Raw genomic sequence first — 14720 nt, forward strand, 5'->3', positions numbered from 1 at the left:
ATGGGATTGTTAAAATACAAATGGGATGGGTTTATCATAGCATATTTTAACAGGTTTTAGCAGCTTATCACTATCGCCCGTACGTCATGCATAGTTATGCCTAGCCAAGTAAAATCAGCCCAAACAGGTTGTCAAAACAACCATAAGCCGTTAGGAAATGACCTTCATGCGGGTGAGTCGCAGCGCATTAAGTAGTACAGAAATCGAACTCAGTGCCATCGCCGCTGCCGCAATCATCGGATTGAGTAGACCAAACGCCGCTAACGGTATACCAAGACAATTATAAAGAAAAGCAAAAAATAGGTTTTGCTTGATATTACGCAGCGTTGCGCGAGCAATTGTGACCGCATAATCGACATGTTTGAGCGACTCGCCCATCAGCCTTGCCGTGGCGCTATGCTTGGCAATATCGGTTGCGCCTTCTACCGCAAAACTTGCAGTCGCCGTTGCCATTGCAGGCGCATCATTCACCCCATCCCCGACCATTGCTACTTTTTTGCCTTGTTGTTGCCATTCATCAATGCGCTGTGCTTTGTCACGTGGTGACAGCTCGCCAAGTGCCTTGCTGGCGTTAATCTGCTGCCCCACATAATCCACCACCGATTGCTTGTCACCACTCATCACTACCACATCTAGATGATGGGCTTGCAGCGACGCAATCACCTTAACACTGTCTGGTTTGAGCTCATCGGCTAGCGCAAAGGCTGCCACAGGGGTGTCATTGATACTGACCGCCACTTGACTGGCAATTTGCCAAACGGGATTGGCTTGGGTAGTCGCTGCAGGCAATTGAAGATTGGCAAAACTTGGCGTACCGATTTTCACCCGCCCAATAGTGGCTACCTGTGCCTGTATCCCCTGCCCGAGCACTGTTTCCACATGGCTGATGGTAAATGCCGCTGGACTTTGAGGCGTATCAGTCTGTTTATTGTAAAATTCAGCATAGTTCACTAGGGTGGTAGCAAGCGGATGGTTCGCATGACGCTCGACACTGGCAACGAGCTGCAGCAGTGCCACTTTATCTAAGTTAAACAGCTTTAAATTGTCATCTATCAGGTACGCTGCAGATAATTGGGGTTTACCTTGGGTGATGGTGCCTGTTTTATCGAGTACTACCGTATCAATTGCACCTGCCGCTTCTAAGGCTTGCGCATCTTTAAACCAAACCCCTGAGCGTGCTGCCACACCCATGCCCGCCATGATGGCTGCCGGCGTCGCAAGTCCCAATGCACAGGGGCAAGCAATCACTAACACCGATACCGCGCGCATGAGTGCCGTGTCAAACGCGCCTAAGAACCAATAATTGGCAAAAAAAGTCAACAAAGCGATGGCAACCACCACCGGCACAAAGATACCCGCGACTTTATCGGCGATACGGGCGATATGGGCTTTACTGCCTTGGGCGTCATTGAGCGCTTGTATCATATCGCCAAGCCGTGTTTGGCTACCTTTGGCGGTGACTTGGTATTCAAAGCTGCCGTTTTCTACCATGGCACCTGCCAGCACCGTACTGCCAATATGTTTAGACAGGGGCGCTGATTCACCCGTCAAATGGCTTTCATCACACCAACCTTCGCCAGCGGTGACAATGCCATCAGTGGCAATGCGAGTACCTGCTTTAGCACGTAAAATTTGACCAGCCGTGACTTGCTCAAGGGGCATAGTTTGCCACTGCGCATCTTGGCTTTGGGGATTGGGGTTTTTAACTTCCACATGCTCAGGGGTGAGCGCTAATAGCAAATTGATGCTATTTAGGCTGTGTTTTTTGGTACGGGCTTCTAGGTATTTCCCCATTTTGACAAAGGCAATCACCATCACGCTGGCTTCAAAATACACATGGGGCATGCTATGCGCCATCCCATCATGCCCCATTTGGGCTGTGGTTTGCAGATAGCTTAACCAACTATAGGTCGAATACGCCCAAATTGTCAGTGTGCCGAGCACCACCAGCACGTCCATATTGGCAAGACCGCCTTTGATACTCGCCCACGCACTTTTATAAAACGGTATCGCCAAGCCAAACTGTACGATAGTTGCCAACACAAATTGTAGCCACAGTGGCGGCATCAGTGCGTGACTGCCCATCATCATGCCCGCCATACCAATCAAAAAAGGCAGCAAGCAAATCCAGACCGCAATCAAGGCGTAGGGCACTTTCTGCTCATGGGTTTCATGCTCAAATAGCGCGTTCTGCGACTGTACTTTTGCCTCATAGCCTGTCTTTTTCACCCATGCTACAATCTGCTCGGCGTTGGTTTGTGATGCATCAAACTGCACCTGCGCCACTTCATTGGCATAATTGACATCGGCTTGCACTATCGCAGGCTTTTTATTGAGCACTTTTTCGATGCGGCTGGCACAGGCTTGACAAGTCATGCCATCGATATCAAGAATGACTTGCTCGGTATGGGCGTTGTCTGACGCGTGGATCGATTGGGTAGTCATGATAGTGTCTGTCTTGTATGGTGTCTTTGTGTGGCGTCGTTATACTACGTCAAAGCCAGCGTCTTCAATCGCTTCTTTAAGCGTGCTTTGTTGTGCTTGACTGTCATCAAAGCTGATGGTTGCGTTGTTATGGTCAAGACTGACATCGACAGATTGCACCCCTGCCACTTGATTGAGGGCATTGGTTACGCTTTTGACGCAGCCGCCACAAGTCATGCCTTCGATATTTAATGTGATGGTTTGGGTTGTCATACTACGCTCCTTTTTTAGGCGGTTATTCTTTCTATGGGTACTTTTGTCTGGTTACTTTGTATAATTACTTTTGTTTGGTTAATGGGCTTGTTTGCTAAGCCAATCTTGCATTTGTTTGATTTCTGGCGTTTGCGCTTGTTTAATCTGCTTGGCGAGTGTTAGCATCGCTGGATTTTTACCATAGGTTTGCTCTATCGTTGCCATATCAATCGCGCCTTGGTGATGCGGTATCATACCCTTAGCAAAGGCGATATCGGGATTGGCGTCCATAGTTCCTTGCATCATGGCATCGTGGTTATCCATGTCTTTTTGCTGATAGGCTTGTGTTATTTCTTTGGCATTGCTCGCCGCTATCTGACTTGATTCGTTTTTATCCAACCAGTTTTGCATCACGCTGATTTCACTTTGCTGGGCATCGACGATTTTTTGCGCAAGGGCTTTCATCTCGGCATCTTTGCCATATTGCAGCTCCACTTTTGCCATCGCAATTGCGCCTTCATGATGCGGTATCATGCCTTTAGCAAATCCCACATCGGCATTCTTAGCTTGCACCCCTGCTGACATGGCTTGGTGCATTTTATTCATGATATCCATATAAGCCATGATATGCGGCGGCTGTGATTGTGACTGCGTATCTGCTGCCGAAGCCATATGATGCATTGACTGCGCTTGGGTCATACTCGCATGGGTACTCATTGAATCGGTACTTGATGCTGTCGTTGCAGTTTGGGTAGTGTCATTTTTTGTACAAGCCGTCATACCTAGCGCCAATGCCACCACCCATGACAAACCCATGATGTTATTCATATTAATATCCTTCAGGTTGATTTTTTACTTTCTTTGAAAAAAATATTGATTTATCACACTGTGGTATTACTATAAACCTTAACATTAGGTCAAGGTCAAGCAAAAAATGAATATTAATGAAGTCGCTAAATTGACTGAGTTATCACCTAGACAAATTCGTGATTACGAAAAACTCGGTTTATTACAGACCATCCAGCGCACGGACAGTGGTTACCGTGTCTTTAGCGATACCCAATTACAGCGTCTAAAATTTATCAAACATGCCCGTGATGTGGGATTTTCGTTAGCGCAAATTGAAGCGTTATTGGCTCTACAAGACAACAAGCAGCGTAGCAATGCCCAAGTCAAAGCATTAACCCGCAATCACATCGATGAACTAAGCGATAAAATACAGCGGTTACAATCAATGAAAACCACCCTGCAAGGATGGCATGATAGTTGTTTGGGAGATGGCTCGCCTACCTGTAGTATTCTAGAGGGCTTACAAGATGGCGTACAAGATGGCGTACAAGATGGTTCAGTGACCAAGCACGCTTGCCACATCGAGCGTAGCCACTGAACAAGCGATTTAGGAAAGTCTACCATCTTTTGCCAAATCACCCGCTAAAGTGCGATTGTTGGCAGGGTTGGCAGGTGCTTCAATCGGGAACGGCTCGGTGATATAGTCCACATTGGTCAGCGCAGCTTTGAAGGCAAAAACTGACGTCTGTGTATCATCAAAGCTGACAATCACGCGATGATTTTCAGGCTCAAGATGTACTGCCTGCACCCCGCCGATGGTGGTTAAAGCTTTCATGACTTCCTCATAGCCTGCAGGGTCATGAATGCCTTTTAAATCGTACGCGACTGTTTGAATTGCCATGGTTATTCCTGTATTTATGCTGTGGGTTATAAAATATTGTTCTAGTTCTATAACCTAGCACTATAACGTAGCCAAAAAAAGCCTCGTTATCGATTGATAACATTTTAATAACGAGGCGTTGCAAATTTGTGTTAAAAGGTCGAGTAAAAATTAGTGGGTATCTAACACCTCAAACCCTTTGACTAAGGTATCAAGCTGTTTTAACTGGGCTAAGAACGGCTCAAGCTGGCTCAGCCGCAGCGCACAAGGACCATCGCATTTGGCAACATCAGGATTTGGATGCGCTTCCAAAAATAACCCTGCCAATCCTGTTGCCATGCCAGCGCGTGCTAACGTGGTAATCTGTTCTCGGCGACCGCCTGCACTGTCTGCTCTTGCACCCGGCTGCTGCAAGCTATGGGTCACATCAAAAAACACGGGAACCTGCATTTTTTTCATAGTGTCAAAGCCAAGCATATCGACAACGAGATTGTTATAACCAAACGCACTGCCACGCTCGCACAAGATGATTTTATCATTACCAGCTTCAAGGCATTTATTGATGATATGCTTCATCTCATGAGGTGCCAAAAACTGTGCTTTTTTGACATTAATAATCGCACCGGTTTTTGCCATCGCTGCTACCAAGTCGGTTTGTCGGCTCAAAAACGCGGGCAACTGGATAATATCCGCCACTGCTGCCACAGGCTCAGCTTGGTACGGCTCGTGTACGTCAGTGATAATGGGCACATTGAACGCTTTTTTGATATCGCTTAGCCAGTCGATACCTTTTTCCAGACCTGGACCACGAAATGAATACAAGCTTGAGCGATTGGCTTTATCAAAACTTGCCTTAAACACATAGCCGATATTTAAACGCTTACAGATTTCAATATAGCTTTCAGCAATTTCAAATGCCAAATCTTTGCTTTCTAGTACATTCATGCCGCCAAACAGCACAAACGGTTGATCATTGCCGATGGTGATATCATTAAGCTGAATGTGAGATTGCGGTGTCGGTAAGTTAGTGGTCATAGGGCTCTCAGTATGTTGTCAAAGTTTTTATTGATTATCACTATAGCATAATTGGCTAGATACACAGCCGGCTAAAAACAAAAAACCACCTGTAACAGATGGTTTTTTGTGCATCATAAGTACTATTTTTTGGTTTGTTTCGCCGCCGCAACAAAGCTATTGAACAATGGATGACCACCGCGTGGCTGGCTGGTAAATTCTGGATGGAATTGTACCGCGACATACCAAGGATGATTGGCAATTTCTACTGATTCGACCAAATGCTGTTTGGCTGAATAACCAGAAATTTTCATACCAGCATTTTCCAGCTGTTCGATATAGCGACCATTCATTTCATAGCGGTGACGATGGCGCTCAGTAATCACAGGGCTGCCATAGATTTGGCGCAGTTTGCTGTCTTCCACAAGCTCTGCTTTTTGGGCGCCCAAACGCATGGTACCGCCCAAGTCCGAGGCGTCACTACGTACTTGCAGTTCACCCTTTTCATCAAACCATTCTGTAATCAAACCAATCAATGGCGCTTTGGTTTTTTTATCAAACTCTGTTGAGTTGGCATCTAAACCCAATACATTGCGCGCAAACTCAATGACGGCTAATTGCATTCCCAAACAAATCCCCAAATAAGGCACATTGTTTTCGCGGGCATAGCGAATTGCTTTCATTTTACCCAAGGTGCCGCGCTCACCGAATCCACCAGGCACAAGCACGGCATCAGCAGATTTAATATGCTCAAACAGGCTATCATCGTTTTCAAGTTTTTCGGCATCGACATAGTCAATATTGACTTTGACATTGTTTGCCACACCCGCATGTAGCAAGGCTTCATTGATTGACTTATAAGCATCAGGCAGTTCGACGTATTTACCCACCATCGCCACAGTTACGGTTTCTTGGGTATTTAACAACGCTTGGGTAAACTGGTGCCAATCACTCAAGTCCGCCTCTGGGGTATCTAACCCAAAGCGTTCACAAATCAAATCATCTAAATGCTGGGCATGCAGGATACTTGGAATTTGATAAATGGATTTGGCATCTGGGCAAAGGATAACGGCACGTTGCTCAACATTGGTAAACGATGCAATTTTTAGGCGATTATCATCGCTAATCGCGTGTTCACTACGGCAAATTAGCACATCAGGCTGCAAGCCAATGCTGCGTAATTCTTTGACTGAATGCTGGGTTGGTTTGGTTTTGCTCTCGCCTGCACTCGCGATATAAGGCACGAGGGTTAAATGCATCAGCATCGCATTATTGCGACCGAGTTCAACTTGCATTTGACGCACCGCTTCCATGAATGGCAAGCTTTCAATATCACCGACAGTACCACCAATTTCAATCATCGCAATATCGTAGCCTTCGCCGCTGGCACGAATACGCGCTTTGATTTCATCGGTAATATGCGGAATGACCTGTACCGTACCGCCCAAATAATCACCGCGACGTTCTTTCTCAATCACTGCCGAATAAATACGCCCACTGGTAAAATTGTTGCGTTGCGTCATTTTTGAGTGGCGCAAAAAACGCTCGTAATAGCCCAAATCAAGGTCAGTCTCTGCGCCATCTTCGGTAACAAATACTTCACCATGCTGAAACGGGCTCATTGTACCTGGATCAATATTGATATAAGGGTCCATTTTGGTCATGGTGACTTTCAGACCACGTGCCTCAAGAATCGCGGCTACCGATGCAGCGGTGATACCTTTGCCAAGTGAAGAAACGACACCGCCAGTTACAAAGATGAATTTTGTCATGTTATCTATTTCGCTCGTTGGTAAAAAAGAATTTTACTCGAAAATGCCTAGGTTTAGCAAAAAATTATTTTTATCAATAAATCGCGCACTCATAAAAAAATCCACTCATCGCTGAGTGGATTTTTTGATAGCAAATTCTAGTAAATATTAGAATTTGTATTCTAAACCTGCACCTAGACCAAAACCACTTGCATCTAGATCAAAACCATCTTCGCTAGCTTCAATTTTGCTGTAACCAGTATATAGGTGACCAGTTGTTGCAGCATTAAAACCATATTTACCACCAACTACAAAACGTGAACCATCTAAGCCATCAAGACCACTAATGTTTTTTACTATATCGCCTTGTGCGTAAGCTTTCCATTTTGTAGCAGGAATTGCGTATGAGCCGCTTAGAGTAAATAAGTTCTCATTTTTATCTTCATCTAAATCTGTAACTTGATATAGTGCGCCTAATGTAGTAGCAGCATTTACATCAAATGCTCCACTTACGCGCGCAGTGCTGAAGTCGCTAGATTTGATATAAGTAGCACCTGCACGGAAAGGTTGGTTAGTTGGCTCATATTTTAAGCCTGCACCGAATGCTTCTGATTCAGTCCATAAATCAGTTGAATTTTTTTCTTCCATAACATACATGCCCATGAACTGAAGACCATTGTATGATGGAGAGAAGTAAGCAAGGGAATTGTTAGCGCGATTACCGTCCCAAAATGCCAAGCCTAATTTTACTGTCTCGCCTTTTTTAACACCTAAAATATCTGCTGTTTCTTCATCAGCAGCTTCGACGCTGAAACCTGTGCTATAGGTGTCATATAGACTTACAGTTTGACCTGCGTAATTGATATTATCATCGATTGCAGACAAACGACCAGCAACTAAAGTACCATATTGTTTGTTTGATAGACCAATATAAGTATCGCGTGAACGGAAGTTTCGACCTTGGTCCGCATCAACATCAATACCATATTCTAATTGATACACTAGGTCAGTATTGGCTGTTAATGCTTCCGCACCTTTAAAACCGATACGTGAACCTGTAAGATTACTTGAACCTGTAGAATTTAGTTGGGTGGTACTATAATCTTCATCGATTAATTTATCACCATCTTTTTTTACTGTTAAGTTACCATCAACATAGTCAGTAGTTAACAGAACGTTACCGTAAACTGTTGGAGCAGCATTGGCAGCAGAAACTGAAAGTGCAGCGACGGCTGTGGCTAAAAGTAATTTTTTCATAGGTCATCTCTATCAGTAAAAACAAATTTTAGATAACTGGTGACTTGTCAGCACCACTACCTCTCCGAACGACCAAAGCAAGAAAATTATTACTTCGGTTCATATTAATAGCGTCAACTATTAATTGTATAAATCTAGCAACAATCCTAGCAATAAATTACACTACCATCATTTTTGTTACTAAATTCATACTTCTCCCTTATAGAATATCAATTCTGAAATATTTTGCAATAGTTTTTTTAATTTTTACGTGATTGTAAGTTTATTTTTAATCTTAGTGACATAATATTCTTTCTAATATTAAATCATATTTTTTTTAATTAATTTTTTAGCGTTAATGAAAATAAAAAAGCTAACTAAATAATTAGTTAGCTTTTACGATAAACTAAGAGCTAGATATATTAGAATTTGTATTCGATACCCGTACCTACGATAGTGTCATCTTTATAGTTGTCACGGTTGATTTGACCAGCGTAAATGTGACCCGTGGTCGCTTTATTGAATGCGTATTCGCCGCCTACCGCAACTTCTGAGATATCATTATTACCGAAATCAGTGTTGATATATTGCGCTTTCGCAGTCCATGGTGTATTAGCAATAGCATATTTACCAGAGATTAACCAAGTTTTAGCATCATCATTCTCGTTGAATAAATCAGCATTTTGGTATAACGCACCCAAGGTCAGACCCTGCACCATGTTCATTTTGCCCATGTCTACGGTGCCCGCTAAACGCCATGCTGTATCTTCAACACCCATGTTATTGTCATAACCTGCGGCTAAATAAACACCATTTTGATCATAAACCAATGAAGCAGAATAACCGTTCGCACCTTCATCTTTTTCGGTAGCAGGACTGTCAGTATCTTTATCAACTTCAGACAAGCTAACAGCCGCTGTAAAAGTCACTGGCATACCAACAATGGTCGGTGATTTATAAGCCACCATATTGTTAGCACGGTATTCACCTAGGTTGGTATACCCACGTGGACCGGTATTATCAATACTCAAAGTAGCAGCATTAGCATTGAATACGTCAGCATTGCCTTTAGCCAATTTAAATGGGGTGTCATGACGACCCGCAATTAAAGTACCTAAAGTGTTGTGGGCTAAGCCGATATAAGTGTTACGTGAAGTAAACTGGGTAAGGTCATTATCTGGACTTACAGTGTAGTCTAACTGATAAACCAAGTTGACAGTGTCAGTTAACTCCTCGCTACCTTTAAACCCAATACGTGATGCGTTTGAGTTTAGTTTCACTGTACTTTCGTCATTAGGTGCTGAAGTTGCAGTAGCATTGGCACGGTAGTTATCATCGTAATTCGTATCAGTGTAGTCAGCTGTCAAAAATACTTTACCATAAACAGTTGGAGCAGCATGGGCAGCAGAAACTGAAAGTGCAGCGACGGCTGGGGCTAAAAGTAATTTTTTCATAGGTCATCTCTATCAGGAAAAACAAATTTTAGATAACTGGTGGCTTTTCAGCACCACTACCTCTCAAAAATGACAACTAAGGCAATTAATTGTCTTATTTGAGTTAATAGCTTGCACTATTAATTGTATAAATCTAGCAACAATCCTAGCAATAAATTACATTACCATCATTTTTGTTACTAAATTCATACTTCTCCCTTATAGAATATCAATTCTGAAATATTTTGCAATAGTTTTTTTAATTTTTACGTGACTGTAAGTTTATTTTTAATCTTAGTGACATAATGTTCTTTCTAGTATTAAATCATATTTTTTTTAATTAATTTTTTAGCGTTAATGAAAATAAAAAAGCTAACTAAAGAATTAGTTAGCTTTTACAGCAACCTAAAAGTTAGATATATTAGAACTTGTATTCAATACCTGTACCGACAATCAAGTCATCTTTGTTATTGTCACGGCTGATTTGCCCTGCATAGATATGACCGATTGTGGCTTTGTTGAATGCATATTCGCCACCGACTGCGATTTCATCGGCATCGGCATCTTTTACGCCTTTTTCGTCAGTGGTATTAACATACTGCGCTTTAACTGCCCAAGGTGTGTTAGCGATTTTATATTTACCACTAATAAGCCATGATTTTTCATCTTCACTAGCTTTGTTAACACGGTTGTTATTAACGATACTATAGTTATCATAGTATTGACTTTGTTGGTACAGGGCGCCTAGAGTTAGACCCTGAACCATATTCATTTTACCCATATCTAAACCAGCAACTAAACGCCAAGTGTTATCAATAGTACCTGTGTTAACATTATTAGCACCCATATCTTTATCATAGGCACCGGCTAAATAAATACCATTTTGGTCATAGGCTAATGATGCAGAATAACCATTGTCTTTAGTTTTTCTATCGCGATATACAGCAGGTTTTGCAGGCGTTTTAACAGTACCGTCAGCATTTTTGACAACATCAGTCGCAGCTGTCACTAAAACGTCGCCATCTGTATCATTTTCAGATAATGCAGTGGCTACCATAAAAGTAACTGGCATACCGACAAGTGCAGGTGATTGATAAGCTAATACGTTGTTAGCGCGATTTTCACCTGAAACGCCCGCATTCGCCATATCAAATAAGGTGTCATTAAATACGTCAACTTTGTTTTGTACAAGTTTTAATGGGGTATCATGACGACCCGCTAGTACAGTACCGAGCGTGTTGTGGGCTAAACCTACATAAGTATTACGTGATTTAAACTGTTGGCTATCGTCATCAGGGTTGATTTGATATTCTAATTGATAAATAAGTTTAGTGGTGTCAGTTAAATCGTCGTCACCTTTAAAACCGATACGTGATTGATTAGAGGTAAGTTTAAATGTATCTTCATCTTTTTTATTAGATGCGTCGTAGTCTGTACTAACATAATCTAAAGTTAAAAATGCTTTACCATATACAGTTGGTGCAGCATGGGCAGCAGTGATTGAAGCTAAAGCGATAGCAGAAGCTAGAGCGATTTTTTTCATAAGGATTTCTCCACAATATCCTAGGTGAAACTACACAGATGCGTAGCAATTCTTTTGTATAGATAGATTTTGCCAACAATTTGTTACAAAACAATGAAAAAGTTAACAGAATCTAAATTTAATTGTGAAATTAGAGTAATTCACTCTGAAACATTTTGCAATATTTTTATGCCATAAAAAAACCACCAGTTACGAATCTGATGGTTTTTTGAATGATTGATAGGTTTGATTTGCTAAAATCTAGTTAGCTTTGAGATTAAGACGGGCTTGATGTAACAATGGCTCAGTATATCCGCTAGGTTGTACGGTACCTTTAAAGATAAGATCACGAGCCGCATTGTATGCCCAAGTGTTATAGTCATTTGCCATTGGGATATAGGCTGGATCGTCTTTGCTTTGCTCATCGACCATTTTTGCCATACGTTTGAGTACGTCATCCACTTGTTGTGGTGTCACAACCCCATGCGCTAGCCAGTTGGCGACGTGCTGGCTAGAAATACGCAAGGTAGCGCGGTCTTCCATCAAGGCAACGTCGTCAATATCTAGTACCTTAGAACAGCCAACGCCTTGGTCAACCCAGCGCGCTACATATCCTAAGATACCTTGAATGTTGTTTTCAAGCTCGGCAGTTTTTTGCTCATCTGTCCAGTTGGTATCCGTAGCAAGTGGCACGGTCAAAATGTCATCTAGCTTGGCAGGCTCGCGGTCTTTGATATTATCTAACACGTCCATGACGTTGGTTTCATGGTAGTGCATGGCGTGAAGCGTTGCGCCTGTTGGTGATGGTACCCAAGCACAAGTCGCGCCTGATTTTGGATGATTGGACTTGGTGGCAACCATTTCTTTCATGTTGTCAGGTTTTGCCCACATACCTTTACCGATTTGCGCTTTACCAGGTAAGCCCAATTTGACACCCATGTCTACGTTCCAACGCTCATAGGCATTGAGCCAATCGGTATTTTTCATGTCGTTTTTACGGACAAAGGCACCCGCTTTCATACTGGTGTGCATCTCATCGCCGGTACGATCCATAAAACCTGTGTTAATAAAGATAACGCGGTTTTTAGCAACGCGGATACATTCTTTTAAGTTAACGGTAGTACGGCGCTCTTCATCCATGATACCGACTTTTAAAGTATTCTCGGGTAGGTCTAACGCTTTTTCTACCGCTGAGAATAAATCTACCGTAAATTGCACTTCTTCTGGACCGTGCATTTTTGGTTTTACAATATACATCGAACCTGTGCGTGAATTGCTTAAGCTGTTTTTACCCAAAATATCTGGCAGGCTACACAGTGGTGTGATTAGCGCATCCATGATACCTTCATAAATTTCTTCTTGCTGACCTTCAAAATCGACTAAAATCGCGGGGTTGGTCATCAAGTGACCGACGTTACGAATCAGCATCACTGAACGACCGTGCAAGGTGATTTTACCACCATCTGGCGCGGTGTATTCACGGTCAGGGTTCATGGTACGGGTGGTTTGTTTGCCATTTTTTTCAAAGCTGTCTTTCAGGTCGCCTTTCATCAAGCCAAACCAGTTGCGATATACTTCTACTTTCTCTTCGGCGTCAACGGCAGCGACTGAGTCTTCACAGTCTTGAATGGTGGTAACCGCGGCTTCCATCAAGACATCTTTGATGCCTGCAGGGTCATCTTTACCCACATGGCTTGATGGGTCGATTTGGATTTCGGCATGTAGGCCGTTGTTTTTCAGTAAAATACCCGTTGGATTTGCCGCATCGCCTAGGAAACCTGCGAATTTTTCTGGCTGGGCTAATGAGGTAGTTTTGTCACCTTGGACTATCACTAATTTACCGTCTTCAACTTTAAAACCGGTGACGTCAGCATATTTGCCCTCCGCTAAGGCAAAGTTGCTATCCAAGAAGTTTTTGGCGTATTTTACGACTTCGCCGCCACGAACAGGGTTGTAGCCTTTGCCTTTTTCTGCACCATTGGTTTCATCGATGACATCAGTACCGTAGAGCGCATCATACAAGCTGCCCCAACGCGCATTCGCTGCGTTTAGCGCATAACGGGCATTGCGTACAGGTACCACCAACTGTGGGCCTGCGATATGGGCGATTTCGTCATCCACGTTTTGGGTCTCAACCAAAAAGTCATCGCCTTCTGGGACGATGTAGTTGATGTCTTTTAAAAATTGGGTATAGGCGGCTTTGTCGATTTGACCGTTGCTAGCGGGGTTTTTGGCATGCCAGTCATCGATTTGGGTTTGAATCTCGTCACGTTTTGCCAACAATGCTTTATTACGGGGTTGGAATGCTTTGACAATTTTTTCAAATTCTTGCCAATATTTTTCGTTATCGATGCCCACGACTGGCGTAACTTCATTGGCAATGAAGTTATAAAGCTGTGTATCAATCGCTAGACTACCCTTCTGAACGCGTTCTGACATGGCATTTTTCCTTATGTTTTGGTCTAAAATAGCAAAAAATTCACATTTGATTATACGAACATCATTTATAAAAATAAAGAAATAAAAACTATTTATTTTTTAAATAATCGTTATATATAAATTTTTGTGCCAAGGGTTTTATTACTGATTTTTGGTAAAATATCACTTTATTAACATGCCAATAAGTGAGTAATTCTTTGTCAAATTCCGCTCTTATCAATACCCCACTACAAACGGACGGCAGTTTTGATGAATTAGCCGTCATCGACTTGGATAACGATAACTCTGTCTATCAGCCAAAGCCCATTGATATCACCCCTGTTTTGGCGTTTTTGGGTAGTACGACGTCGGATAAATGGCTAAAAGCTGCGATGGCAGATTTGCCGACTATCATCCAAGATCATGCCAATTGTGAAAAAAAAGCCGCAGGCACTGCGATGAATTTGATTTTTCGCTATATGTCGCATACTGAGCTGCAATTAAAGCTTGCTCAGCTGATTCGAGAAGAAATGCTCCATTATGAGCAAGTGACGGGATTGATGGCAGAGCGTGGACAAGCATGGCAACATATTGCTGCAGGTCGCTATGCTGCAGGTATGCTCAAACATAAACGCACTTATGAGCCGCAAGCGATGATAGACACGTTAATTATTGGTGCTTTCATCGAAGCCCGATCGTGTGAACGTTTTTGGGCACTGTCACAAGTGATTGAGGATGAGCGTTTGGCAAAATATTATCGCTATTTGCTAAAATCAGAAAGTCGTCATTTTGAAGATTATCTGGCATTGGCACAAAGTATCAGTGACGAGCCGATTGATGCGCGGGTGGCGTTTTTTCGTCAAGTAGAGGCGCAGCTTATCGATGAACCAGATGATGAATTACGCTTTCATAGTGGCGTACCTAGTTGGATTGCGTAAGGTTGGATTGCGTGAGGTTTTTGTAGACTGTAACGATAAAAAAAGCTAACCGTCAAATGGGGT

12 protein-coding genes are annotated in these 14720 nt (G+C 42.8%); 2 read left to right on the forward strand and 10 right to left on the reverse strand.

Features of this window, described 5'->3' with window-relative positions; translation table 11 throughout:
* Window positions 1–150: 150 nt before the first annotated feature.
* The 3 genes from RNZ41_RS08765 to copM form a co-directional block, all read right to left on the reverse strand.
* Window positions 151–2445, reverse strand: coding sequence for a heavy metal translocating P-type ATPase (locus RNZ41_RS08765; protein ID WP_314027106.1), 2295 nt, complete (start codon window positions 2443–2445; stop codon window positions 151–153).
* Window positions 2446–2484: 39 nt separating this feature from the next.
* Window positions 2485–2697, reverse strand: a complete 213-nt coding sequence (locus tag RNZ41_RS08770; protein WP_309577644.1) for a heavy-metal-associated domain-containing protein — start codon at window positions 2695–2697, stop codon at window positions 2485–2487.
* Between the two features lie 78 nt (window positions 2698–2775).
* Window positions 2776–3504: a CopM family metallochaperone gene (copM, locus tag RNZ41_RS08775; protein ID WP_007116107.1), complete on the reverse strand. Its 729-nt coding sequence runs from the start codon at window positions 3502–3504 to the stop codon at window positions 2776–2778.
* A gap of 106 nt (window positions 3505–3610) precedes the next feature.
* Here copM and RNZ41_RS08780 point away from each other — a divergent pair, with 106 nt between their 5' ends.
* Window positions 3611–4063 (forward strand): MerR family DNA-binding protein, encoded by a 453-nt coding sequence (locus RNZ41_RS08780; protein WP_007116108.1) that lies wholly within the window; start codon window positions 3611–3613, stop codon window positions 4061–4063.
* Window positions 4064–4072: 9 nt separating this feature from the next.
* Here the strand turns inward: RNZ41_RS08780 and RNZ41_RS08785 are convergent, their stop codons facing one another.
* The 7 genes from RNZ41_RS08785 to RNZ41_RS08815 form a co-directional block, all read right to left on the reverse strand.
* Window positions 4073–4366, reverse strand: coding sequence for a heavy-metal-associated domain-containing protein (locus RNZ41_RS08785; protein ID WP_007116109.1), 294 nt, complete (start codon window positions 4364–4366; stop codon window positions 4073–4075).
* Window positions 4367–4516: 150 nt separating this feature from the next.
* Window positions 4517–5380, reverse strand: a complete 864-nt coding sequence (gene kdsA / locus RNZ41_RS08790; protein ID WP_099807605.1) for a 3-deoxy-8-phosphooctulonate synthase — start codon at window positions 5378–5380, stop codon at window positions 4517–4519.
* A gap of 122 nt (window positions 5381–5502) precedes the next feature.
* The gene (locus RNZ41_RS08795) at window positions 5503–7131 is read right to left on the reverse strand and encodes a CTP synthase (protein ID WP_065262630.1); all 1629 of its coding nucleotides are present in this window, start codon (window positions 7129–7131) and stop codon (window positions 5503–5505) included.
* 147 nt (window positions 7132–7278) lie between these two features.
* Window positions 7279–8367, reverse strand: coding sequence for a porin (locus RNZ41_RS08800; RefSeq protein ID WP_065253200.1), 1089 nt, complete (start codon window positions 8365–8367; stop codon window positions 7279–7281).
* Between the two features lie 401 nt (window positions 8368–8768).
* Complete coding sequence (locus tag RNZ41_RS08805) at window positions 8769–9800, reverse strand: porin (protein ID WP_314027107.1); 1032 nt, start codon at window positions 9798–9800, stop codon at window positions 8769–8771.
* Between the two features lie 400 nt (window positions 9801–10200).
* A complete protein-coding gene (locus tag RNZ41_RS08810; RefSeq protein WP_314027108.1) occupies window positions 10201–11322 on the reverse strand; it encodes a porin in 1122 nt (373 codons plus the stop codon).
* A gap of 240 nt (window positions 11323–11562) precedes the next feature.
* On the reverse strand, window positions 11563–13740 hold the full coding sequence (locus tag RNZ41_RS08815; protein ID WP_314027109.1) for a malate synthase G: 2178 nt from the start codon (window positions 13738–13740) through the stop codon (window positions 11563–11565).
* 269 nt (window positions 13741–14009) lie between these two features.
* Here RNZ41_RS08815 and RNZ41_RS08820 point away from each other — a divergent pair, with 269 nt between their 5' ends.
* Window positions 14010–14657 (forward strand): MiaE family protein, encoded by a 648-nt coding sequence (locus tag RNZ41_RS08820; protein ID WP_409950741.1) that lies wholly within the window; start codon window positions 14010–14012, stop codon window positions 14655–14657.
* Window positions 14658–14720: the final 63 nt, after the last annotated feature.

It is taken from the genome of Moraxella sp. DOX410, from assembly GCF_032248735.1.
Taxonomy (GTDB): Bacteria; Pseudomonadota; Gammaproteobacteria; order Pseudomonadales; family Moraxellaceae; genus Faucicola; species Faucicola tetraodonis.